The organism is Roseateles toxinivorans, from assembly GCF_004362525.1.
In the GTDB taxonomy this organism is placed as follows: Bacteria; Pseudomonadota; Gammaproteobacteria; order Burkholderiales; family Burkholderiaceae_C; genus Paucibacter; species Paucibacter toxinivorans.
Map to the genome: position 1 here is coordinate 276,202 of NZ_SNXS01000001.1, position 22,943 is coordinate 299,144.

The window sequence follows — 22,943 nt, forward strand, 5'->3', positions numbered from 1 at the left end:
CAGATCGGGCGGCCCCGCGGCCGCCCGGTACAATGCCGTTTTTAACCCCCTCGCATTTCCATGACTTCTGCTTGGCTGCTGCCAGAGCACATCGCTGACGTCCTGCCTGCCCAGGCGCGCCGCATTGAAGAATTGCGCCGTCAGCTGCTGGACATGGCCCGCGCCTATGGCTGCGAGCTGGTCATGCCGCCTCTGCTCGAATACCTGGACTCGCTGCTCTCCGGCACTGGTCAGGCGCTGGATCTGAAGACCTTCAAGCTGGTCGATCAGCTGTCGGGCCGCACGCTCGGTGTGCGCGCGGACACCACGCCCCAGGTCGCCCGCATCGATGCCCACCTGCTGAATCGCCAGGGTCTGACCCGCCTGTGCTATTGCGGCCCGGTGCTGCATACCCGGCCGGATGGCCTGCATGCCACCCGCGAACCGTTGCAGTTCGGCGCCGAGATCTATGGCCATGCCGGCATGGAGGCCGATCTGGAGGTGCAGGAGCTGGCGCTGGACGCGCTGCGCCTGGCCGGCCTGCGCGGCGTGACCCTGGACCTGGGCGATGCCCGCCTGGTCACCGGCGTTCTTGAGGGTGTCGATCTGGAGCCGAAGCGGCTGAGCGCCTTGATCGCCGCGCTGGCGGGCAAGGACGCTGCCGAGCTGAACGCCTTGACCCAGGACCTGCCCCCCGCAGCCCGCGAGGGCCTGAAGGCCTTGCTGGGCCTGTACGGCGGCCTGTCTGTGCTGGACGAGGCGCGGCGCGTGCTGCCCGATACCGCGCTGATCCGCGCGGCGCTGAGCGATCTGCAATGGCTGGCGGCGCATCTCACTCAAACCCACCCTGAAGTGCGGCTGGGCTTCGATCTGGCCGATCTGCGCGGCTACGCCTATTACAGCGGCGTGCGCTTTGCCCTGTATGCCGAGGGCTGCAGCGATGCGGTGGCGCGCGGTGGCCGCTATGACGAGGTCGGAGCCGTGTTCGGCCGCAAGCGTCCGGCGGTGGGCTTCAGCCTCGATTTGAAGGCGCTGGTCGCCTTGTCGCCCAGCGACCCCCTGCGCGCCGCGATCCGTGCGCCCTGGGGCGAGGAATCCAGCCTGCGTGCGGCCATACGCCGTCTGCGCGAGCAGGGCGAAACCGTGGTGTGTGTGCTTCCGGGGCACGAACATGAGCACGACGAATTCAATTGCGACCGCGAACTGGTGAGTGCCGGCGGTCAATGGGTGGTGCGTGCGCAGTAAGCTGCGCCGTACCTCGCTTTCATCTTTTCAAATCAGCAGGTTTTCATCATGCAAAGCGAAATCGCGCGTGGTCACAATGTGGTCGTGGTCGGCACCCAGTGGGGCGACGAGGGCAAGGGCAAGGTCGTCGATTGGCTGACCGACCATGCCCAGGGCGTCGTGCGCTTCCAGGGCGGCCATAACGCCGGCCATACCCTGGTCATCAACGGCGTCAAGACCGCCTTGCAGCTGATTCCCTCGGGCATCATGCGCGCCGGTGTGGCCTGCTATATCGGCAACGGCGTGGTGCTGGACCCGACGCACTTGCTGAGCGAGATCGAGCGTCTGGAGAAAGCCGGCGTCGAGGTGCGTTCGCGCCTCTTCATCAGCGAGTCCTGCCCGCTGATACTGCCCTTCCATGTGGAAGTGGACAAGGCCCGCGAAGCGCTGCGCGAGACCAGCGGCGCCGGCAAGATCGGCACCACCGGCAAGGGCATTGGCCCGGCCTATGAAGACAAGGTCGCGCGCCGCGCACTGCGCGTGCAGGACCTGAAGCACCCCGAGCGCTTTGCCAAGAAGCTGCGCGAGCTGCTGGAGCTGCACAACTTCGCGCTGACCGGCTATCTGAAGGGCTCGGCGCTGGAGTTCCAGCCGATCTTCGACCAGGCGATGAAGATGGCCGAGGTGCTCAAGCCGATGATGGCCGACGTCGGCTACCTGATCCACAAGGCCCATCTGTCCGGCGCCAACATCCTGTTCGAAGGTGCGCAGGGCACGCTACTGGACATCGATCACGGCACCTATCCCTACGTGACCTCCAGCAACTGCGTGGCCGGCAATGCCGCCGCCGGCGCCGGTGTGGGCCCGCAGATGCTGCACTACATGCTGGGCATCACCAAGGCCTACACCACGCGCGTCGGCTCGGGACCGTTCCCGACCGAACTGGACTGGGAGACCGAGGGCACGGTGGGCTACCACCTGTCCTCCGTGGGCCAGGAGCGCGGCACCGTCACCGGCCGCCCGCGCCGCTGCGGCTGGCTCGACGCCGCCGCACTGAAGCGCTCCATCATCATCAACGGCATCAGCGGCCTGTGCATGACCAAGCTCGACGTGCTGGACGGTCTGAGCGAGATCCTGATGTGCGTGGGCTATGAGCTGAATGGCCAGCGCATCGACATCCTGCCGCTGGACGCAGACGATATTGCGGCCTGCAAGCCTATCTACGAAACCTTCCCCGGCTGGACCGAAACGACCTACGGCGTGACCTCGTGGGATGCCTTGCCGCTGAATGCGCGCCGCTACCTGGAGCGGGTGTCCGAGCTGATCGGCGCGCCGGTGGCCATGGTGTCGACCGGCCCGGGCCGCGAGCACACGATTCTGCTGCGCCATCCCTATCAAGCCTGACCCACTAACTATCTAGCGATCTCAGACGGAGAAGCACTCATGTTGACTGATGACGGCAAACACCTGTACGTGTCCTGGGACGAATACCACATGCTGACCGAGCGCCTTGCGCTCAAGGTGCATGCCTCGGGTTGGGAATTCGACCAGATCCTGTGCCTGGCCCGTGGCGGCATGCGCCCTGGCGATGTGCTGTCGCGCGTGTTCGACAAGCCGCTGGGCATCATGTCCACCAGCTCCTACCGTGCCGAGGCCGGCACCATCCAGGGCCGGCTGGACATGGCCAAGTACATCACCCTGCCCAAGGGCGAGCTGGCCGGCCGCATCTTGCTGGTCGATGACCTGGCCGACTCGGGCGTGACCCTGCGCGCGGTGGTCGAGCGCCTGCGTGGCATGCCGTCGATCCAGGAACTGCGTTCGGCCGTGATCTGGACCAAGGCCGTGTCCAGCTACACGCCGGACTATTACGTCGAGATGCTGGAGACCAGCCCCTGGATCCATCAGCCCTTCGAAGAGTATGACGATCTGCGCCCCGACGGGCTGGCGAAGAAATTCGCCGTTTGACCGGAAATGCAAAGGCCAGCAAGATGCTGGCCTTTTTTTCTTGCTCGCTTTTGTGGAGCCACAAATGAAAATGGCCAACACTTTCGTGTCGGCCATTTCACTGGTATTTTGGTGCCCAGAAGAGGACTCGAACCTCCACGGAGTTACCCGCTAGTACCTGAAACTAGTGCGTCTACCAATTCCGCCATCTGGGCATCTCAGGAGCCTCAAATTATATACCGAGTTTTTTCAGTCGCCGACGGACAACAACAAATCTTTGTTTGAATGCCTCGACCTTTATGATGCAGCGGTGCGAGCCAAAATCTACACAGATACAAATACGGTCCCGACGACTGAGTGTCGGGCAAAGAAAAAAGGCCTGCATTTGCATGCAGGCCTTCTCAAATTTGGTGCCCAGGAGAGGACTCGAACCTCCACGGAGTTACCCGCTAGTACCTGAAACTAGTGCGTCTACCAATTCCGCCACCTGGGCAAGGTTCTGAACTTGCGTTCAGACGTTTCAAGCTAAGCTAGGATTCTATCATCAATACAAAAACAAATGCAAGCGGCCCCGCACTCGGTGCTGCACTCATGAGCGAAGTCGAAGGTGTGGTGCAAGGCCACCGCGATGGCCATGGCTTTCTGATACGCGACGACGGCCAGCCCGACATCTATCTGTCGGCCCAGGAAATGCATGCGGTCATGCACCGCGACCGGCTGAAGGTGCGCGTGATACGCATGGACAAGCGAGGCCGCCCTGAGGGCCGGGTGCTGGAGATCATCGAACGCCGCAAGACGCCCATCATCGGCCGCCTGCTGCACGAGAACGGCATGTGGCTGGTGGCGCCCGAGGACAAGCGTTTCGGCCAGGACATCATGATCCCGAAGAACGCGATCGCCACCGCCACGGCGGGTCAGGTCGTGTCGGTCGAGCTGACCGAGCCCCCGTCGCTGTACTCGCAGCCGGTGGGGCGCATTCTTGAAGTGCTGGGCGAGATCGACGACCCCGGCATGGAGATCGAGATCGCGGTGCGCAAGTACGAGGTGCCGCACCGCTTCAGCGCCGAGACCCTGGCCCAGGCGGCCAAGCTGCCCGAAAAACTACGCGCCATCGACAAGCGCAATCGCATCGACCTGACCGACATTCCGCTGGTCACCATCGACGGCGAGGACGCACGAGACTTCGATGACGCCGTGTATTGCGAGCCGATCAAGACCGGCCGCGGCAAGAGCGCCTTCACCGGTTGGCGGCTGCTGGTGGCCATTGCCGACGTCAGCCACTACGTCAAGCCGGGCGAGCCCATCGACGAGGACGCGTTCGAGCGCGCCACCTCGGTGTATTTCCCACGCCGCGTGATTCCGATGCTGCCCGAGAAGCTGTCCAACGGCCTGTGCTCGCTGAACCCCTACGAGGACAGGCTGAGCATGGTCTGCGACATGCTGGTCAGTGAGCAGGGCGATGTCCATGCCTACCAGTTCTTCCCGGCCATCATCTGCTCGCATGCCCGCTTCACCTACAACGAGGTGGCAGCCATCCTCAGCAACACGCGCGGCCCCGAAGCGGCCAAGCGCGAGGAGCTGGTGCCGCACCTGCTGCATCTGCACGAGGTCTATCGCGCGCTGCTGGCGGAGCGTGCCCGTCGCGGCGCCGTCGATTTCGAGACCACGGAGACGCAGATCGTCTGCGACGACAACGGCCGCATCGAGAAGATCGTGCCGCGCACGCGCAACGAGGCGCACCGGCTGATCGAGGAGGCGATGCTCGCGGCCAATGTCTGCGCCGCCGATTTCATCGCCGGCAAGAAGCATCCCTCGCTGTACCGCGTGCATGAGGGCCCGACGCCGGAGAAGCGCGCCGTGCTGCAGGCCTATCTGCGCACGCTGGGCGTGGGTCTGGGCATCAGCGACGATCCGACCCCAGGCGAGTATCAGGCCATCGCCCAGGCGACCAAGGAGCGGCCCGACGCGCAGCAGATCCACACGATGCTGCTGCGCTCGATGCAGCAGGCCATCTACACCTCGAAGAATGCTGGTCACTTCGGCCTGTCCTACCAGGCCTACACGCACTTCACCAGCCCGATACGCCGCTACCCGGACCTCTTGGTGCATCGTGTCATCAAGGCTCTGCTGCAGCCTGGCAAGCGCTATCACCTGCTGTCGGGGCGCATCGACGAAGCGGCGGCCAAACCGCGCCGCGGGCCGGCCGAGGCGCCGCACGCGGTGACCGAGGGCGAGCGCTGGGAGATGGTCGGCGCCCATTGCAGTGCCAACGAGCGCCGGGCCGACGAGGCCTCGCGCGACGTCGAGGCCTGGCTGAAGTGCCGCTATATGCGCGATCACCTCGGCGAGGAGTATTCGGGCACCGTCAAGGCCGTCACCAGCTTCGGTGTGTTCGTGCAGCTCGATGGCCTGTACGTCGAGGGCCTGGTGCACATCACCGAGCTCGGTGGCGAGTATTTCCGCTTCGACGAGATGCGCCAGGAGCTTCGAGGCGAGCGCACCGGCATCCGCTACGCCCTGGGCGCCCGGGTGCGGGTGCAGGTCAGCCGGGTCGACCTGGATGGCCGCAAGATCGACTTCCGCATGCTGCGCGAAGGTGATGAGGAGCGCGCCATCACCAGCCGCGCCGCGCGCGATAAGGCAGGCGAGCCACCAGCCTCCGCGCAACAGGCGCTGGCGGATGTGCAGCGCGCCAGCCGCGCGGCCAAGGCCGGGCGCAAGAGCGCGGTGGCGCGCACGCCCTCGGCCAAGCTGAATCCGGTCAAAGCGGCACGCAAGTCGGCACTGAAGGGCGGCCCGGAGAGCCGCACGCGCAAGCGCCGTTGATGCTTTATTCGACGCCTCAGGATCGGAGCGCGAACATCGCTTCGATCAGGTCGGCCGCGCGCAGCAGTGAGCGACCGCCGCGATCGGCGGCGAGGCCATGCCAGTGGCAGGCAGCGCTGGCGGCAGCAAGACCTGACTCCGGCGCCTGTGCCCACAGACCGCCCAGCCAGCCGGCCAGCACATCGCCGGTGCCGGCGGTGGCCAGCGCGGCATTGCCGCTGGAATTGATTGCGGTCAGGCATCCAGGCGAGGCGATCACCGAGCCCGAGCCCTTCAGCACCACGGTGCACTGGTAGCGCTGGCACAGTTGATCAGCGGCGGCGAGCCGGTCGGCCTGGAGGTCGGATGTGCTGCAACCGAGCAGGCGCGCGGCTTCCAGCGGGTGCGGGGTGAGCACGGATTGCAAGCCCTTTGCCATCCGTTGGCTCAGCAGGGCCTGCAGCGAGGCATCGGCAGCGATCGCATTCAGCGCATCTGCGTCGAGCACCAGGCGTGGACTCAACGCCAGCAGGGCGGGCAGGGCTTGCGCCACCAGCGACCCACCGCCGCAGCCGCAGACGACGGTGCGATGTTGCAGTGCATCAGCCACCAGCGCCTGGCGCCAGGCCATGGTCATCAGTTCGGGACGGGTCGGGTCGGCCAAGCCGCCGGCTGCATCGTCGAGCAGGCTCAGATACACACGGCCGGCGCCCGCCGCATGGGCCGCGCGGGCGGCCAGCAATGCGGCGCCGCCCATGCCCGGCGCACCGCCCAGCACGATGACATCGCCGAAGCTGCCCTTGTGCTGGCCATGGCGGCGCGGCTGCATCCAGTGCACGCAGGCGTCCAGGCCCAGCAGCAGTGCATCGGCTGGCGCGGATGGGGTGATGCCGAGATCATCGAACCAGATCCGGCCCGCCCGCTCGCGGCCCGAGCCGGTGAACAGTCCGGGCTTCAAGCTCAGCAGGGCAAGCGTGTGCTGCGCCTGCACGACCAAGGGCCCGAGGGCCTGTCCGGTGTCGCCGCTCAATCCGCTGGGCAGATCAAGGGCCAGCACCGGGCAGGGCAGGGCGTTCAGCGCGGCAATCGCCTGGCCCAGCGCGCCCTCGACAGCGCGGCTGACGCCCAGGCCCAGCAGCGCGTCGATCGCCAGGTCTACGCTCTTGTCGGCGGCAGGCCGGTCGCTGGAGACGGGCACGCCGGCCGCCTGCGCTTGCTGCAAAGCCTCGGCAGCGTCGGCGGGCAGCCGGGAAGCGTCGCCGATCAGGCTCACCTGTACCTGCTTGCCCAGGCCATGCAGCAAGCGCGCAGCGACCAGGCCGTCGCCGCCATTGTTGCCCGGCCCGCAGGCGATCCAGATCGCCCGCGCATGGGGTGCCAGGGCCAGCGCCAGGCGTGCCGAGGCCAGGCCGGCGCGGGCCATCAACTCATGCGGCGCGGCCATGTTCAGTGCTGCCTGCTCGATCGCGCGCGAGCTGGCGGTGCCGTACAGGGGCCGAGCCAGCACAGAGGGCAGCAGTGGCGTGATCATCGCTTCAGCGCAGGCGCTCGACGCCCAGCCCCTCGGTCTTGACCTCGGGCGCGCGGCCCGCCACCTGGTCGGCCAGCACCCGCGCCGAGCCGCAGGACAGGGCCCAGCCGCTTGAGCCATGGCCCAGGTTCAGCCAGACGCCGGGGATACCGCAGGCGCCCAGTACCGGCGGGCCGTCGGGCAGCATCGGCCGGGCACCCTTCCAGTGCTGCAGCTTGCCGCTCTGCGCCGCACCCGGGAACCAGTCATGCAGGACCTTGTACAGCGTAGCAATCGCGCCCTTGTTCATGGTCCCCGGCGCGCCACCGAACTCGGCACTGCCGGCCACACGCACGCGGTGGCCCAGGCGACTGATCGCCACCTTGTAGCGCTCGTCCATCAGGCCCGCGCGGGGGCCGAGGTCCGGATGGGCCTCGATATGGCGCAGCGGTGCGGTGATGGAATAGCCGTAGACAGCCGCCATCGGCAGCTTGAGGCCGTGGGGGTGCAGCAGCGCCGGCGCGCCCATGGCCGCGCAGACCAGGATGGCATCAAAGTCTTCCAGCACCGGGCCCATGACCATCGGCTGTGTCGCCGGGCCGGCAACGCTGGCCAGCTCGCTGTTCGCGGCGTCCTGCGCGCCGCCGAGGCTTTCACCCGGCGGCGTGTACTGGTGCATCAGCTGCGGTTTGGCGCCCGGGCTGAGGTGCTGCACCGTGGTGTGGAAGCGGAACTGCACGCCCAGGCGCTGCGCCTCGTTCTTCATCAGGTGGGCGAACTGGCGGCAGTTGCCGACCTCGTCCTGCGGCAGGTGCACGCCGGCGCGCAGCTCGGTGTCGGCGCTCAGCCCGGGTTCGACCTGCCGGCATTCGGCCGCGTCGAGCAGGCGGTGCTTCTGGCCCAGCTCGGTCAACAGCTGCAGGCCGGGCTGGATGCCGGCCAGCTCGCGCTCGCCGCGCAGCAGCACCAGATAGCCATCGGCGCGCTCATAGTCCAGCTTCAAGGTGCGGACCAGCTCGTGCAGCCGGTCGCGGCTGTAGCTGGCCAGGCCATGCATCGCCGCTCGATTGGCCTGGTAGGCCTTGAGCCGGCTGGCGCGCCAGGCCTTCCACAGCCAGCGCACCGTGCCCATGTCCATCGTGGCATGCAGGCGCACCGGCGTGTGGGTGCTGAACAGGCCTCGCAGAACCTTGGCCGGCATGCCCGGGGCGGCCCAGGGGCTGACATAGCCGGGTGCGACGATCCCGGCATTGGCAAAGCTGGTGCCGGCGGCGACGCTGCCACTGCGCTCGAACACGGTCACCTGATGGCCGTCGGCGGCCAGCTCGTAGGCCGTGGTCACGCCGATGATGCCGGCGCCAATCACGGCGACCTTCATGTTGCAGCCACCAGTGCGGGTGGCTGACGATGCGGCGCGAGTGCCGCTTCAATCTGCAAGCCCGCATCAAGCACGGTGTCATCCTGCAGGGCTGTATTCCAGACCATCAGACCGACCGGCATCTCCCTGGACGTATGGCAAGGCAGCGAGAGGGCGCAGCCGTCCAGCATATTGACCACCGCCGTGTTGCGCAGCAGCAGGCTGTTGGCGGCGAAGAAGTGCTCGTCGCTGGCCACAAGCGGGGCAATCTCCGGCGCGACGATGGGCACCGTGGGGCTCAGCACGGCGTCGACGCCCTGCAGCGCTGCCTGCATGCGTGTGATCCAGGCGCTCCGGCCATTGACCACATCGATATAGTCGGCCGCGCTCATGTGCTCGCCGGTGCGAATGCGCTGCACCACGCGGGGGTCGTAGTCGGCCTCGCGCTCGCTGATGCGCTGGCGGTGCCAGGCCCAGCTCTCGGCCGCTGGAAGGCTGCCACGGGCCAGCAGCTTGCCCAGCTCCAGCAGCGGGCCAATGCTGATTTCCTCGATCTGCGCACCGGCCTCGCGCAGCTGTGCCAGCGTGCGCTCGAAAGCCGTGGCAACCGTGGCATCCATGCCGTCCTGCATCAGCTCTCTGGCCACGGCAAAGCGGCGCTGGCGCAGCGGTCTATGCGTAAGCTGTACCCGGGTGTCGGACAGGATCTCATGCAGCAGCACGGCGTCGCGCACCGACAGGGTGATCGCGCAGGCCGTGTCCAGGCTTTGCGACAGCGGGATCGCGCCGTCCAGAGGCGTCAGCCGCTTGGTGTTCTTGAAGCCGACCAGGCCCTGCAGCGCGGCCGGGATGCGGATCGAGCCGCCGGTGTCCGAGCCCAGCGTCGCCCAGGCTGCGCCGCCGGCCACGCTGACCGCGCCGCCCGAGGTCGAGCCGCCCGGAATGCGCGGCTTCTTGTCCAGCTTAAGGGTGACAGGATTGCGCGGCGTGCCGTAGTGGGGGTTGATGCCCACACCTGAAAAGGCGAACTCGCTCATATTGCAATGGCCGATCAGCGCCGCGCCGGCGCGGCGCAGGCGCTGCACGGCCAGGCAGTCCCGCTCGGCCGGCTTCGCGTCGGACATGGCCCGCGAGGCACCGGTGCTGGGAAAACCCTGCACATCGAACAAATCCTTGACGCTGATCGCCAGGCCCGCCAGCGGCGGCAGCGGCAGGCCGGCCTCCAGTTGCAGGTCCACCGCCATGGCCTGGGTGAGGGCGCTTTCGAAAAAAGTGCGCACGAAGGCGCGGGTGCAGGCGCTGCCATTGGCGGCCTCTATGCTGGCCTGCATCAGGCCGGTGGCGCTGGCAGCCCCGGCTCGTACTGCGTCGGCCGTGCCGGTCAGGTCATGCGTCATCGGTGGTATATAATCTTTGGGTTTTGCCGGGAATGCTCGGTAAATCAAACCGCAGGTCCTCGTGGTGCGTGACTGTTGTCATGGACCCGGACCAAACAAACCCGGCTGCTGAAAGGTGTTGCGAAGGCTTACGGAAGCTCTCGCGATTCAAGCCGGATTTTAGAACCAACCTTTGGAGTTGAAACATGTCCGTTACGATGCGTGAAATGCTGGAAGCCGGCGTCCACTTTGGTCACCAAACCCGCTTCTGGAACCCCAAGATGGCCCCGTATATCTACGGCCATCGCAACAAGATTCACATCATCAACCTCGAAAAGACGCAGCCGCTGTTCGAGGAAGCCATGAAGTTCGTGCGCCAGCTGGCAGCCCGCCGCGGCACGATCCTGATGATCGGCACCAAGCGCCAGGCCCGCGAAGTGATCGCCATGGAAGCCCAGCGCGTCGGCATGCCTTATGTTGACCAGCGCTGGCTGGGCGGCATGATGACCAACTTCAAGACGGTCAAGGGCTCGCTGAAGAAGCTGAAGGACATGCAGGCTCAGGTCGAAGCCGGCACCGAGTCGATGATCAAGAAGGAAGCGCTGCTGTTCGCACGTGACCTGGCCAAGCTGGAAAAAGACATCGGCGGCATCCAGGACATGACCGCGCTGCCTGACGCCATGTTCGTGATCGACGTCGGCTACCACAAGATTGCCGTGGCCGAAGCCAAGAAGCTGGGCATCCCGGTGATCGGCATCGTCGACACCAACCACTCGCCCGAAGGCATCGATTACGTGATCCCCGGCAACGACGACTCGTCCAAGGCCGTGGCCCTGTACGCCAAGGCCATTGCCGATGCGGTGATGGACGGCAAGGCCAACGCGACCAACGAAGTGGTGCACGCCGTGGCCGCCGGTTCCGACGAATTCGTGGAAGTCAGCGAAGGCGCCTGAGCTCGTAGCAGCCGCCAACACAGGGGCTGATTTCAGCCCCTTTTTTACACAGAACCTTGTTTCCAGCAGCGGTGCAGCCCCAGTGGCCGCCAACGCTGCAAGCTCGTTCAACGGAGATACAAAATGGCAATTACAGCAAGCATGGTGGCCGAACTGCGCGCCAAGACCGATGCCCCGATGATGGAGTGCAAGAAGGCACTGACCGAAGCCGAGGGCGATATGGAGCGTGCGGAAGAGCTGCTGCGCGTCAAGCTCGGCTCCAAGGCTGGCAAGGCGGCTTCGCGCATCACTGCCGAAGGCGTGGTGTCCTCCTTTGTCGATGGCACGACCGGCGCCCTGGTCGAGATCAACTGCGAAACCGACTTCGTGTCGAAGAACGACAGCTTCCTGGCCTTTACCAAGGCCACGGCCGAGCTGATTGCCAAGCACAACCCGGCCGATGTGGCCGCGCTGTCGGCTTTGGCCTACGAGCAGGACGGTTTCGGCCCGACGCTGGAAGACGTGCGCAAGGGCCTGATCGGCAAGATTGGCGAGAACATGGCCATCCGCCGCTTCCAGCGCTATGCCAACGGCGGCAAGCTGGCCAGCTACCTGCACGGCACGCGCATCGGCGTGATGGTCGAGTTCGACGGTGACGATGTCGCCGCCAAGGACGTCGCCATGCACGTCGCCGCAATGAAGCCGGTCGCCCTGTCGTCCAACGACGTGCCTGCCGCTCTGATCGAGAAAGAGCGTTCGGTGGCCACGCAAAAGGCTGCCGAATCCGGCAAGCCGGCCGACATCGTCGCCAAGATGGTCGAAGGCTCGGTGCAGAAGTACCTGAAGGAAGTGTCGCTGTTCGACCAGGTCTTCGTGAAGGCTGCAGACGGCAAGCAGACCGTGGCCGCCATGCTCAAGGACAAGGCCACCGCAATCAAGGGCTTCACCATGTATGTGGTGGGCGAAGGCATCGAGAAGAAGGTTGACGACTTTGCTGCCGAAGTGGCGGCACAGGTCGCTGCTGCCAAGGGGCAGTAAGCAACGAAAGGGCGCCTCCTGGCGCCCTTTACACTTGGGGCCGTGAAGGCAGGGCGGCGTCGCCCGACCGACATGGCGCTCATCCACCTAGCTTCCGAGGTCAGAATGCCCGCGCACAAAAGAATCCTGCTCAAACTCTCCGGCGAAGCCCTGATGGGTGACGACGCCTATGGCATCAACCGCGCGACCATCGTGCGCATGGTGCGCGAGATCCGCGAGGTCACGCAGATGGGCGTCGAGGTGGCTGTGGTCATCGGCGGCGGCAATATCTTCCGCGGTGTCGCGGGCGGCTCGGTCGGCATGGATCGCGCCACGGCCGACTATATGGGCATGCTGGCCACGGTGATGAATGCCCTGGCGCTTGCCGACACGATGCGCCAGGAAGGCATGACCGCGCGGGTCATGTCGGCCATTGCCATCGAGCAGGTGGTCGAGCCCTATGTGCGCCCCAAGGCGCTGCAGTATCTCGAAGAAGGCAAGGTCGTGATCTTTGGTGCCGGTACCGGCAACCCCTTCTTCACCACCGACACGGCCGCAGCGTTGCGCGGCGCCGAGGTCGGTGCCGAAATCGTGCTGAAGGCGACCAAGGTGGACGGCGTCTATACGGCCGATCCCAAGAAAGACCCTAGCGCCACGCGCTATCACCGCATCAGCTTCGACGAGGCCATCGCGAAGAACCTGCAGGTGCTGGATGCGACGGCGTTTGCGCTGTGCCGCGACCAGAAATTGCCCATCAAGGTGTTCAGCATCTTCAAGCCGGGCGCGCTCAAGCGCGTGGTGATGGGCGAGGACGAGGGCACACTCGTCCACGTTTGATGCGTCATTGAAGAGGCCCCCACTATGAGCATTGCAGAAATCAAGCAGAACGCAGAGCAGAAGATGGCCAAGTCCATCGAGTCCTTCAAGGGCGATCTGCAGAAGATCCGTACCGGCCGTGCCCATCCCGGCATCCTCGACCAGGTCCATGTGGACTATTACGGGTCCATGGTGCCGATCAGCCAGGTCGCCAACGTGACTCTGCTGGACGCCCGCACGATCAGCGTGCAGCCCTGGGAAAAGAACCTGGCGCCAAAGATCGAGAAGGCGATTCGCGAATCCGACCTGGGCCTGAACCCGGCCTCGCAGGGCGAGCTGATACGCGTGCCCATGCCCGCGCTGACCGAAGAGCGCCGCCGCGACCTGACCAAGGTGGTGCGCAACGCCGGTGAGGACTGCCGCATTGCCGTGCGCAATCTGCGCCGCGACGCCAACGAGCATGCCAAGAAGCTGCTGAAAGACAAGCTGATCACCGAGGACGACGAGCGCCGCAGCCTGGACGAGATCCAGAAGCTCACCAACGCGGTGATCGCCGAGATCGACAAGCTGATCTCGGGCAAGGAAGCCGAGATCATGGCCGTTTGAGCTCCTGCGCCCCGGTGAGTAGCGAGACCTCCATCGTGCCGCGCCACGTTGCCATCGTCATGGACGGCAACGGGCGCTGGGCCAAGAAGCGCTTTTTGCCGCGCTTCTTCGGCCACAAGGCCGGTGTCGACAGCCTGGTCAAGGTGGTGCAGGCCTGCATCGACCGCAAGATCGAGTACGTCACCGTGTTCGCCTTCTCGTCCGAGAACTGGAAGCGGCCCAGCGACGAGGTCTCGGGCCTGATGGGCCTGGTGCTGGCGGCGGTGTCGCGCTATCTGGCCCGCATGGGTAGCATGGGCGTGCGCATCCGCATCGTCGGTGACCGCGATGCGGTGTCCGACAAGCTGCGTGCGGCCTGGAATGAGGCCGAGACGGCCACCCAGCACAACACCAAGTTGACCCTGTCGGTGGCCTTCAACTACGGTGGCCGCTGGGATGTGGTGCAAGCCTGCAAGCAGGCGATGCGCGCAGGCGTCTCGCCGGATCAGCTGGACGAAGCCAAGCTGTCGCAGTTCATGGCCATGAGCTATGCACCCGACCCCGATTTGTTCATCCGCACCGGCGGCGAGGTGCGCATCAGCAACTTCCTGCTCTGGCAGGTGGCCTATTCCGAGTTCGTGTTCTCCGACTGCCTGTGGCCGGAGTTTGGTGAAACGCAATTGGACGCCGCAATACAGGAGTTCCGCCTGCGCGACCGGCGCTTTGGCGGCGTCAAGACCGCAGATGCTGTGGCCGCTCTAGGAGCCTGACCTTGCTCAAACAACGGATTGTCACGGCCGTGGTGCTTCTGGCGATCCTGCTGCCGGCACTGTTCGCGGCCTCGCCCTGGCCTTTTGCACTGCTCACCCTGGTGCTGATTGCCGCCGCCGGCTGGGAATGGGCGCGGCTCAATGGCCTGGCCGGCGCCGCTGCGCTGGCCTATGGCGGCCTGACGGCGGCCCTTTGCGCAGGCACGCTGCTCAGTGTCGGCCTGCATGCGATGCCGTCCTGGGTCTGGTGGGGTGTCAGCCTGGCCTGGGTGCTGGGTGGTGCCTATGCGCTGAGCCTGGGCCCTGCGGGCTGGCCGCGCCTGGGCAAGGCGCCGCGCCTGGCCCTGGGCCTGCTGTGCCTGTGGGCGGCCTGGCTGGCCATGGCCCAGGCCAAGGCGATGAGCATCAACTTCCTGCTGTCCATTTTCTGCCTCGTCTGGATGGCCGATATTGCCGCCTACTTCGGCGGCCGAGCCTTTGGCAAACGCAAGCTGGCCCCGGCCATCAGTCCCGGCAAGAGCTGGGAGGGCGTCTGGAGCGGCATGGCCGGCGTGTTCGCACTGGCACTGCTGTGGGCCTTCGTGATCGACCAGCAGCTTATCGTCGATGGCCCCAGCCTCTACCAGCTACTGTTCGTCAAATTTGGCTGGCTGATCGCCCTGCTGGCCCTGCTGCTGCTCAGCGCGATGAGCGTCGTTGGTGACCTGTTCGAATCGCTGATCAAGCGCGCCTGCGGCGCCAAGGACAGCAGCGGCTTGCTGCCCGGCCACGGCGGCGTGCTTGACCGCGTCGACGCGCTGCTGCCGGTCTTCCCTTTGGCGATGGCCCTGGCCTCGCATTCCCGGTATTTCTGACATGTCTGCATCCATCCAACGCCAACGCGTCTGCGTACTCGGCTCCACCGGCTCGATCGGCACCAACACCCTGGATGTGATTGCGCGCCATCCCGAGCGCTATGACGTCTTCGCGCTCAGTGCGATGAGCCGTGTCGATGAGCTGTTCGCACAGGTGATGCGGTGGCAACCGCGCTATGCGCTGATGCCCGATGCTGCCGCTGCCCGGCAGCTGCGCGACAAGCTGCGCGACGAGGGTTCGCGCACCGAGGTGCTGGACGGCGCGCAGGCGCTTGCCGATATCGCCGCCCATCCTGAGGTCGATTCGGTGATGGCGGCGATCGTCGGTGCCGCGGGCCTGGCGCCTTGCCTGGCCGCTGCGCGCGCCGGCAAGCGCTTGATGCTGGCCAACAAGGAGGCCCTGGTCGTCGGCGGCGCCTTGTTCATGCAGGCGGTGCAGCAGGGCGGGGCGATGCTGTTGCCGATCGACAGCGAGCATTCGGCGATCTTCCAGTGCCTGCCCGAAGATCGCTCGGCCTGGGCGCAGCGCATTGACCACATCCTGCTGACGTCTTCCGGCGGCCCGTTCCGCACCCGCGATCCGGCGACGATGCGCGAGGTCACGCCCGAGATGGCCTGTGCCCATCCGAACTTCGTCATGGGCCGCAAGATCTCGGTCGATTCGGCGACGATGATGAACAAGGCGCTGGAGGTGATAGAGGCGCGCTGGTTGTTCGACCTGAAGCCCGAACAGGTGCGAGTGCTGATCCATCCGCAGCAGATCGTGCATTCGATGGTCGTCTGCCGCGACAACTCGGTACTGGCCCAGTTGGGCACGCCGGACATGCGCGTCCCGATCGCCTACGGCCTGTCCTTCCCCGAGCGCATCGAATCGGGCGCCGAGGCGCTGGACTTCCATGCGCTGGGTGGCCTGAGCTTCGAGCCGCCCGACCATGCCCGCTATCCGGGCCTGGCCCTGTCATGGGCGGCGATGGCCGCACCCGAGGGCAGCACGGCCGTGCTGAACGCCGCCAACGAGGTGGCCGTGGCCGCCTTCCTGGAACGCCAGATCCGCTTCGACCAGATCCATCAGCTCAACGAGCAGACCCTGGCCGCCGTGCATCCCGAGGCCGGTGACACCCACTCGCTGGAGGGGCTGCTGGCGCTCGATCAACGTGCCCGCGCCCATGCGCAGCAACTGGCGCGAGGCCTGGCCCCATGATCACCCTGCTGGCCTTTGTGCTGACCCTGGGCGTGCTGATCGTCGTGCATGAGTACGGCCACTACCGCGTTGCCCGGGCCTGCGGCGTGAAGGTGCTGCGCTTCTCGGTCGGCTTCGGTCAGGTGATCTGGCGCCGCCAGCGCAGCCCGTCGGACACCGAGTTCACGCTCTGCGCCTTGCCGCTGGGCGGCTATGTGCGCATGCTTGACGAGCGCGAAGGGCCGGTGCCCGAGGGCCTGCGCAGCCAGGCCTTCAACAACAAGAGCCTGCGCCAGCGCACGGCCATCGTCGCGGCAGGGCCGATCGCGAACCTGCTGTTGGCCATACTGCTCTATGCCTGCGCCAACTGGATAGGCCTGGACGAGCCCAAGGCCGTGCTGGGTTCGCCAGTGGCCGAGAGCCTCGCCCAGCGCGCCGGCATGCGTGCCGGCGACTGGGTGCAGGCGGGTTCCAGCGATGGCCTGGCCTGGGAGGAAGTGCGCTCGCTGCCCGAGCTGCGCTGGCAGCTGACCCGCGCGTTGAGCAAGGGCGAGAACCTGCACCTGACCGTGACCGACCGCGATGGTCGGGGCCGCCGCAATCTGGTGCTGGGCACCGCCAGCCTTGCCGACCAGGAGCTGGACGCCGAGCTGCTGCGCAAGATCGGCCTGGGCGGCCCGTATAGCGAGCCGGTGCTGGGCGAGGTCAAGGCCGCCGGGCCGGCGGCCAAGGCCGGCCTGCGTGCGGGCGACCGCGTGCTGTCGGTCGATGGCGTGACGATCAGCGACGCGGCGATGCTGCGCGAGCAGATCCGTCAATCACTGGACAAGGGTCAGCCGCGCGAGATGCTGTGGCATGTGGAGCGGGCCGGTCAGGTGATGGACCTGAATGTGCTACCGGTGGTGGCACAGGACGGTACCCGGCAAATCGGCCGGATCGAGGCCTTTGTCGGCGCGGCGCCGGAAATCGTGACGGTCGATTACGGCCCCGTCCAGGGCCTGCTGCGGGGCGTGGAGCGCACCTGGGACGTGTCCACGATGAGCCTGAAGATCTTCGGCCGCATGCTGATCGGCGAGGCTTCGCTGCGCAATCTCAGCGGCCCCATCACCATCGCCGACTATGCCGGGCAGTCCGTGCGGCTCGGAGTGTCTTATTATCTCGGCTTTCTCGCGATGGTGAGTGTCAGCCTGGGGGTGTTGAACCTGCTGCCTTTGCCCATGCTCGATGGGGGGCACCTCATGTATTATCTTTTCGAGGGAGTGACCGGCCGGCCGGTCTCCGAATGGTGGTTGAAGTGGCTGCAGCGCGCTGGCGCGTTCGCGATGCTGCTGATGATGTCACTGGCCCTTTCCAACGATGTGGCCCGCCTGATGGGCCTGCACTGATTACCTCATGTCATCATCCTTTCGCTCCAGCCCGCGCTTGCGCCCCGCTCTCCTGACCGTTGCCCTTGCCGCTGCCCTGCAGTCCGGCAATGTGTGGGCCGTTGATCCCTTTGTGTTGAAAGACATCCGCGTCGAGGGCCTGCAGCGCACCGACCCCGGCACCGTATTCGCCTCGCTGCCCTTTCGCATCGGTGACACCTACAGCGACGAGAAGGGCGCCGCCGCGCTGCGTGCGCTGTTCGCCACCGGCTTGTTCAAGGACGTGCGCATTGCCATCGACGGCACCTCGGTGGTCGTCTATATCGACGAGCGCCCGGTGATTGCCAACGTCAGCTTCGTCGGTCTGAAGGAGTTCGACAACGAGGCACTGACCAAGTCGCTGAAGGAGGTCGGCATCGGTGAGGGCCTGCCCTTCGACAAGGCCCTGGCCGACCGCGCCGAGCAGGAGTTGAAGCGGCAATACTTGACCCGCAGTCTTTACGGCGCCGAGGTGGTGACGACGATCACCCCGATCGAGCGCAACCGCGTCAACGTCAGCTTTGCCGTTGCCGAGGGCGAACCGGCCAAGATCGGCCAGATCCGCATCCTGGGCAGCAAGGTGTTCTCCGAGTCGACCCTGACCGGCCTGCTGGAGCAGACCAGCAGCGGCTGGCTGACCTGGTACACCAAGACCGACCGATATTCGCGCTCCAAGCTGAATGCCGATCTGGAGACGCTGCGCTCCTACTACCTGAACCGCGGCTATCTGGAGTTCGCCGTCGAGTCGGCCCAGGTGACGATCTCGCCGGACAAGCAGAGCATCAATATCTCGATCACGGTCAACGAGGGCCAGCCCTATACGGTGACGGCGGTCAAGCTTGAGGGCGAGTACTTCGGCCGCGAGGAAGACTTCAAGAGCCTGATCGCGCTGAAGCCCGGTCAGGCCTACCGCGGCGAGCTGGTGGCCAACACCACCCGTGCCTTCACCGATCTGTTCGGCTCCTACGGCTATGCCTTTGCCCGTGTTGAAAGCCGGCCCGAGATCGATCGCGCCACCGGCCAGGTGGTGGTCACTTTTGTCGCCGAACCGCAGCGCCGCGTCTATGTGCGCCGCGTCAATGTGTCGGGCAACTCACGCACCCGCGACGAGGTCGTGCGCCGGGAGTTCCGCCAGTTCGAGTCGGCCTGGTATGACGGCCAGCGCATCAAGCTGTCCACCGACCGCGTCAACCGCCTCGGCTATTTCAGCGACGCGGGCGTCGAGACCAATGAGGTCGCCGGCGCGCCGGACCAGGTCGATCTGACCGTCACCGTCAAGGAAAAGCCCACCGGCAACATCACCGTCGGCGCCGGCTATTCGAGCGCGCAAAAGCTCAGCTTCACCGGCTCGATCAAGCAGGACAATGTCTTCGGCTCGGGCCATTACCTCGGCGTCGAGGTCAACACCGGCAAGACCGGCCGTGCGCTGGTGCTCAGCACCACCGACCCCTATTTCACCGTCGATGGCGTCTCGCGCACCGTCGATCTGGGTTATCGCACCGTCAGGCCTTACAACAATCTGGGCGAAGAGTACGAGTACGTGACGCACAGCGCCGGGCTGAAGTTCGGCGTGCCCCTGTCCGAGTTCGACGTCGTGTTCCTGGGGCTTGGCTATGAGCGCACCGAGATCACCACCGACAAGGGTCTGCCGGAGAATCTGAACCGTTATCGCGAGCTGTTCGGCGCCACCAGCACCAGCTTCCCGCTGACGCTGGGCTGGCAGCGCGATGAGCGCGACAGCCTGTTGTCGCCGACGGCCGGCAAGATGCAGCGTGTCAATCTGGAGTTGAGCCCGGTCGGCGATGCCCGCTATGCCCGTGCCAATCTGCAGTATCAGCAGTACTTCCCGCTGTACGCCAAGTTCACCTGGGGCATCAATGCCGAGCTGGGCTGGGGCAAGGGCCTGGGTGGACGGCCGTATCCGGTGTTCAAGAACTTCCAGGGCGGCGGCCTGGGCTCGGTGCGGGTATTCGAGCCCGGTACGCTGGGCCCGGTGGACATCACCAACTCCTATATCGGCGGCAACCGGCGCGTGAACATCAACGCCGAGCTGTACATTCCGGTGCCAGGCACCGGCAATGACAAGACCTTCCGCCTGTTCGGCTTCTTCGACGCCGGCAATGTCTGGGCCGAGCATGAAAAGATCAAGGCCGGCGACCTGCGCACTTCGGCAGGGCTTGGCATCAGCTGGATCTCGCCGATGGGGCCGCTGAAGCTGAGCTGGGGCACGCCATTGCGCAAGAAGCCCACGGATAGAATCGAGAAACTCCAATTCCAGATCGGGACTGCATTCTGATGAAGAGCACGCTGCTGAAATCCTTGGCCCTGGCGGCCATGATGACCTTGCCTACGGCTGCCTTGCAGGCGCAGGAACTGAAGATCGGCTATGTGAACAGCGAGCGCGTGCTGCGTGAAGCCAATCTGGCCAAGGCGGCACAGCTGAAGCTGGAAGCCGAATTCGGCAAGCGCGAGAAGGAGCTCAAGGATATCGAGACCCGTCTGCGCACCTCCGCCGAGAAGCTGGAGAAGGACGCACCGACGCTGGCCGAATCCGAGCGCAACCGCCGCCAGCGTGATCTGGTCGAGCAGGACCGCGATCTGCAGCGCAAGCGCCGCGAGTGGCAGGAAGACCTGACTCAGCGCAAGAACGAGGAGCTGTCAGGTGTCGTCGATCGCGCCAACCGCGTCATCAAGCAGATATTCGACAACGACAAGTACGACCTGATCGTGCAGGACGCGCTGCATGCCAGCAACCGCATCGACATCACCAAGAAGGTGATAGACCTGCTCAATGCTCAGGGTGGCAAGTAAGTGCCCCCAAGGCCGTCGCCTTGCGCCGTCCGCCCCCCGAGGGGGAGGAGAAACACTTGGGGCGGCCCGGCGTTGTTTCTCGTGACCCGCTGCGGTGATTGAAGTCGAACTGGGTGAGCTGATCGCTGCCCTGGGCGGCGAATTGGTCGGCGCACCCGGTTCTGCCAGCGCCATCAAGCTTGCGCGGTTGGGCCCGCTGGATTCGGCCGACGCACAGACGCTGTCATTCCTCTCCAACCCGCGCTACCAGTCGCAGCTGGCCTCGACCCAGGCCGCCTGCGTGATCGTGGCGCCGGCGATGCGCGATGCGGCCGCCGCCCGCGGCGCCGCCATCGTCACCCCCGACCCTTACCTGTACTTCGCCCGCTGCACGCAGTGGTGGGCGCAGCGTGCGCGGCCCTTGAGCGCGCCGCGCATCCACCCGTCGGCCCTGATCGATGCCTCGGCCCAGATCGGCGAGGGTGTGGACATAGGCCCGCTGGCGGTGATCGAGGCCCATGCACGTATTGCCGCCGGCGCACGCATCGGCGCGCACTGCGTGATCGGCGAGCGGGCGCAGGTGGGGGAGGGCAGCCGCTTGTCGCCCCGCGTCACCATCGGCTTCGATTGCGTGATCGGCCAACGCTGCATCATCCACAGCGGTGCCGTCATCGGTGCGGATGGCTTCGGCTTCGCCCCGACCGAAGGCCGCTGGGAAAAGATCGAACAGCTCGGCGCCGTGCGCATCGGCAATGACGTCGAGATCGGCGCCAACAGCTGCATAGACCGCGGCGCGCTGGACGACACCGTGCTGGAAGACGGCGTCAAGCTCGACAACCTGGTGCAGATCGGCCACAACGTGAAGGTCGGTGCGCATACCGCGATGGCGGGCTGCGCCGGGGTGGCCGGCAGCGCCACCATCGGCGCGCATTGCACGGTCGGCGGCGGGGCCATCATCCTCGGCCATCTGAGCCTGGCCGACCATGTCCATGTGTCGGCCGCGACCGTGGTCACGCGCACGATTGCCAAGCCGGGCCATTACAGCGGCGTGTTCCCGTTCGACGACAATGCGTCCTGGGAAAAGAACGCCGCCACACTCAGACAATTGCATGCATTGCGGGAACGCTTGCGCGCTCTCGAAAAGAAGATCACTCCATGATGGACATACACGAAATCATCAAACGCCTGCCGCATCGCTACCCGATGCTGCTGGTCGACCGCGTGCTCGAGCTGAACAAGGGCGTGAGCATTCGCGCCATCAAGAACGTCACCATCAACGAGCACTTCTTCACCGGCCACTATCCGAACCGCCCGGTCATGCCCGGCGTGCTGATGATCGAGGCGCTGGCCCAGGCCGCCGCCATACTGGCCGTCGAGTCGGCCGGGGCGGTACTCGACGACAAGACTGTCTACTACTTCGTCGGCATCGACAATGCCCGCTTCAAGCGCCCGGTTGAGCCCGGCGACCAGCTGACCCTGGAAGTGACCCTGGGTCGCGCCAAGGCCGGCATCTTCAAGTTCACCGCCCGTGCGCTGGTCGGCGAAGAGCTGGCCGTCGAGGCCGAGCTGATCTGCGCGATGCGTCGCATCGAGTCCTGAACCGGAGTCGGTCATGGCCCAGATTCACCCCACCGCCCTGGTCGATCCCAAGGCCCGGCTCGATGAGTCGGTCACCGTTGGCGCCTACACGCTGATCGGCCCCGATGTGCAGATCGCCGCTGGCACCACCGTCGGCCCGCACTGCGTGATCGAGGGCCATACCCGCATCGGCCGCGACAACCGCATCTTCCAGTTCGGCTCGATCGGCGCCGCGCCGCAGGACAAGAAATACGCGGGCGAGCCGACCGAGCTGGTGATAGGTGACCGCAACACCATCCGCGAGTTCTGCACCTTCAACCGGGGCACGGCGCAGGACGGCGGCGTGACCCGTATCGGCGATGACAACTGGTTGATGGCCTATGTGCACATTGCCCACGACTGCATCATCGGCAACAAGACCATCTTCGCCAACAATGCGCAGCTGGCCGGCCACGTCGAGGTCGGTGACTGGGTGATCTTCGGCGGTTTCACCGTCGTGCATCAGTTCGTCAAGTTCGGTGCCCATTGCATGACCAGCATGGGCAGCATCGTGTTCCAGGACGTGCCGCCCTTCGTGATGGCCTCCGGCAACACGGCCCAGGCCACCGGCCTGAACAGCGAGGGCCTGAAGCGCCGCGGCTTCGCGCCCGAGCGCATCGGCGTCGTCAAGCAGATGTACCGCAGCCTGTATCGCAAGGGTCTGACGCTGGACCAGGCCAAGGCCGAGATCGCCGCCCAGCGCGAGGCCGTGCCCGAGGCCGCCGGCGATGTGGACCTGATGCTGGACTTCCTGACCGCCTCGACGCGCGGCATCGTGCGCTAG

20 protein-coding genes and 2 tRNA genes are annotated in these 22,943 nt (G+C 65.8%); 17 read left to right on the forward strand and 5 right to left on the reverse strand.

The window, feature by feature from the left end:
- Positions 1–60 precede the first annotated feature (60 nt).
- From DES47_RS01275 to DES47_RS01285, 3 genes are read left to right on the forward strand one after another with little or no spacing between them, the layout of a single operon-like run.
- On the forward strand, positions 61–1,224 hold the full coding sequence (locus DES47_RS01275; protein ID WP_133698853.1) for an ATP phosphoribosyltransferase regulatory subunit: 1,164 nt from the start codon (positions 61–63) through the stop codon (positions 1,222–1,224).
- Between the two features lie 48 nt (positions 1,225–1,272).
- Positions 1,273–2,607, forward strand: a complete 1,335-nt coding sequence (locus DES47_RS01280) for an adenylosuccinate synthase (protein WP_133698854.1) — start codon at positions 1,273–1,275, stop codon at positions 2,605–2,607.
- 39 nt (positions 2,608–2,646) lie between these two features.
- Entirely contained in the window at positions 2,647–3,168 is a 522-nt protein-coding gene (locus DES47_RS01285) for a phosphoribosyltransferase (RefSeq protein ID WP_133698855.1), read from the forward strand.
- A 109-nt stretch (positions 3,169–3,277) separates the two neighbouring features.
- On the opposite strand, the gene DES47_RS01290 is transcribed toward DES47_RS01285, so the two are convergent.
- Positions 3,278–3,362, reverse strand: a tRNA-Leu gene (locus tag DES47_RS01290).
- Positions 3,363–3,555: 193 nt separating this feature from the next.
- Positions 3,556–3,640 (reverse strand) — tRNA-Leu (locus tag DES47_RS01295).
- Positions 3,641–3,738: 98 nt separating this feature from the next.
- Here DES47_RS01295 and rnr point away from each other — a divergent pair.
- Complete coding sequence (gene rnr, locus DES47_RS01300; RefSeq protein ID WP_133698856.1) at positions 3,739–5,973, forward strand: ribonuclease R; 2,235 nt, start codon at positions 3,739–3,741, stop codon at positions 5,971–5,973.
- A gap of 16 nt (positions 5,974–5,989) precedes the next feature.
- Here the strand turns inward: rnr and DES47_RS01305 are convergent, their stop codons facing one another.
- From DES47_RS01305 to DES47_RS01315, 3 genes are read right to left on the reverse strand one after another with little or no spacing between them, the layout of a single operon-like run.
- Positions 5,990–7,483, reverse strand: a complete 1,494-nt coding sequence (locus DES47_RS01305; protein WP_133698857.1) for an NAD(P)H-hydrate dehydratase — start codon at positions 7,481–7,483, stop codon at positions 5,990–5,992.
- A gap of 4 nt (positions 7,484–7,487) precedes the next feature.
- Complete coding sequence (locus DES47_RS01310; RefSeq protein WP_133698858.1) at positions 7,488–8,840, reverse strand: FAD-dependent oxidoreductase; 1,353 nt, start codon at positions 8,838–8,840, stop codon at positions 7,488–7,490.
- The gene (locus DES47_RS01315; RefSeq protein ID WP_133698859.1) at positions 8,837–10,216 is read right to left on the reverse strand and encodes an amidase; all 1,380 of its coding nucleotides are present in this window, start codon (positions 10,214–10,216) and stop codon (positions 8,837–8,839) included. Before DES47_RS01315 ends, DES47_RS01310 begins: the two co-directional genes overlap by 4 nt.
- A gap of 185 nt (positions 10,217–10,401) precedes the next feature.
- Here DES47_RS01315 and rpsB point away from each other — a divergent pair, with 185 nt between their 5' ends.
- The 13 genes from rpsB to lpxA all read left to right on the forward strand — a co-directional run bounded on the left by rpsB (position 10,402) and on the right by lpxA (position 22,943).
- Positions 10,402–11,148: a 30S ribosomal protein S2 gene (gene rpsB / locus DES47_RS01320; protein WP_133698860.1), complete on the forward strand. Its 747-nt coding sequence runs from the start codon at positions 10,402–10,404 to the stop codon at positions 11,146–11,148.
- A gap of 123 nt (positions 11,149–11,271) precedes the next feature.
- A complete protein-coding gene (gene tsf / locus DES47_RS01325; RefSeq protein WP_133698861.1) occupies positions 11,272–12,165 on the forward strand; it encodes a translation elongation factor Ts in 894 nt (297 codons plus the stop codon).
- A gap of 105 nt (positions 12,166–12,270) precedes the next feature.
- Positions 12,271–12,981 (forward strand): UMP kinase, encoded by a 711-nt coding sequence (pyrH, locus tag DES47_RS01330; RefSeq protein WP_133698862.1) that lies wholly within the window; start codon positions 12,271–12,273, stop codon positions 12,979–12,981.
- A gap of 24 nt (positions 12,982–13,005) precedes the next feature.
- A complete protein-coding gene (gene frr, locus DES47_RS01335) occupies positions 13,006–13,566 on the forward strand; it encodes a ribosome recycling factor (protein ID WP_133698863.1) in 561 nt (186 codons plus the stop codon).
- A gap of 14 nt (positions 13,567–13,580) precedes the next feature.
- The gene (uppS, locus tag DES47_RS01340; protein ID WP_208114879.1) at positions 13,581–14,315 is read left to right on the forward strand and encodes a polyprenyl diphosphate synthase; all 735 of its coding nucleotides are present in this window, start codon (positions 13,581–13,583) and stop codon (positions 14,313–14,315) included.
- A gap of 2 nt (positions 14,316–14,317) precedes the next feature.
- Positions 14,318–15,169, forward strand: a complete 852-nt coding sequence (locus tag DES47_RS01345) for a phosphatidate cytidylyltransferase (protein ID WP_133698864.1) — start codon at positions 14,318–14,320, stop codon at positions 15,167–15,169.
- A gap of 1 nt (position 15,170) precedes the next feature.
- On the forward strand, positions 15,171–16,370 hold the full coding sequence (gene ispC, locus DES47_RS01350) for a 1-deoxy-D-xylulose-5-phosphate reductoisomerase (protein WP_133698865.1): 1,200 nt from the start codon (positions 15,171–15,173) through the stop codon (positions 16,368–16,370).
- On the forward strand, positions 16,367–17,734 hold the full coding sequence (rseP, locus tag DES47_RS01355; protein ID WP_133698866.1) for an RIP metalloprotease RseP: 1,368 nt from the start codon (positions 16,367–16,369) through the stop codon (positions 17,732–17,734). Before ispC ends, rseP begins: the two co-directional genes overlap by 4 nt.
- Positions 17,735–17,741: 7 nt before the next feature.
- Positions 17,742–20,048, forward strand: a complete 2,307-nt coding sequence (gene bamA / locus DES47_RS01360) for an outer membrane protein assembly factor BamA (RefSeq protein WP_133698867.1) — start codon at positions 17,742–17,744, stop codon at positions 20,046–20,048.
- Positions 20,048–20,563: an OmpH/Skp family outer membrane protein gene (locus DES47_RS01365; RefSeq protein ID WP_133698868.1), complete on the forward strand. Its 516-nt coding sequence runs from the start codon at positions 20,048–20,050 to the stop codon at positions 20,561–20,563. Before bamA ends, DES47_RS01365 begins: the two co-directional genes overlap by 1 nt.
- Before the next feature lie 97 nt (positions 20,564–20,660).
- Positions 20,661–21,701, forward strand: coding sequence for a UDP-3-O-(3-hydroxymyristoyl)glucosamine N-acyltransferase (gene lpxD / locus DES47_RS01370; protein ID WP_133699677.1), 1,041 nt, complete (start codon positions 20,661–20,663; stop codon positions 21,699–21,701).
- Complete coding sequence (gene fabZ, locus DES47_RS01375; protein ID WP_133698869.1) at positions 21,698–22,141, forward strand: 3-hydroxyacyl-ACP dehydratase FabZ; 444 nt, start codon at positions 21,698–21,700, stop codon at positions 22,139–22,141. Before lpxD ends, fabZ begins: the two co-directional genes overlap by 4 nt.
- Positions 22,142–22,154: 13 nt before the next feature.
- Positions 22,155–22,943, forward strand: a complete 789-nt coding sequence (gene lpxA / locus DES47_RS01380) for an acyl-ACP--UDP-N-acetylglucosamine O-acyltransferase (protein ID WP_133698870.1) — start codon at positions 22,155–22,157, stop codon at positions 22,941–22,943.

Bases quoted from the DNA above. Each gene is read 5' to 3' on its own strand.
- fabZ (WP_133698869.1), top strand. From the start codon at position 21,698: ATGATGGACATACACGAAATCATCAAACGCCTGCCGCATCGCTACCCG.
- rpsB (WP_133698860.1), top strand. From the start codon at position 10,402: ATGTCCGTTACGATGCGTGAAATGCTGGAAGCCGGCGTCCACTTTGGT.
- DES47_RS01280 (WP_133698854.1), top strand. From the start codon at position 1,273: ATGCAAAGCGAAATCGCGCGTGGTCACAATGTGGTCGTGGTCGGCACC.
- ispC (WP_133698865.1), top strand. From the start codon at position 15,171: ATGTCTGCATCCATCCAACGCCAACGCGTCTGCGTACTCGGCTCCACC.
- DES47_RS01365 (WP_133698868.1), top strand. From the start codon at position 20,048: ATGAAGAGCACGCTGCTGAAATCCTTGGCCCTGGCGGCCATGATGACC.
- DES47_RS01275 (WP_133698853.1), top strand. From the start codon at position 61: ATGACTTCTGCTTGGCTGCTGCCAGAGCACATCGCTGACGTCCTGCCT.
- DES47_RS01310 (WP_133698858.1), bottom strand. From the start codon at position 8,840: ATGAAGGTCGCCGTGATTGGCGCCGGCATCATCGGCGTGACCACGGCC.
- lpxA (WP_133698870.1), top strand. From the start codon at position 22,155: ATGGCCCAGATTCACCCCACCGCCCTGGTCGATCCCAAGGCCCGGCTC.
- bamA (WP_133698867.1), top strand. From the start codon at position 17,742: ATGTCATCATCCTTTCGCTCCAGCCCGCGCTTGCGCCCCGCTCTCCTG.
- DES47_RS01305 (WP_133698857.1), bottom strand. From the start codon at position 7,483: ATGATCACGCCACTGCTGCCCTCTGTGCTGGCTCGGCCCCTGTACGGC.
- DES47_RS01285 (WP_133698855.1), top strand. From the start codon at position 2,647: ATGTTGACTGATGACGGCAAACACCTGTACGTGTCCTGGGACGAATAC.
- DES47_RS01315 (WP_133698859.1), bottom strand. From the start codon at position 10,216: ATGACGCATGACCTGACCGGCACGGCCGACGCAGTACGAGCCGGGGCT.
- rseP (WP_133698866.1), top strand. From the start codon at position 16,367: ATGATCACCCTGCTGGCCTTTGTGCTGACCCTGGGCGTGCTGATCGTC.
- rnr (WP_133698856.1), top strand. From the start codon at position 3,739: ATGAGCGAAGTCGAAGGTGTGGTGCAAGGCCACCGCGATGGCCATGGC.
- frr (WP_133698863.1), top strand. From the start codon at position 13,006: ATGAGCATTGCAGAAATCAAGCAGAACGCAGAGCAGAAGATGGCCAAG.
- pyrH (WP_133698862.1), top strand. From the start codon at position 12,271: ATGCCCGCGCACAAAAGAATCCTGCTCAAACTCTCCGGCGAAGCCCTG.
- tsf (WP_133698861.1), top strand. From the start codon at position 11,272: ATGGCAATTACAGCAAGCATGGTGGCCGAACTGCGCGCCAAGACCGAT.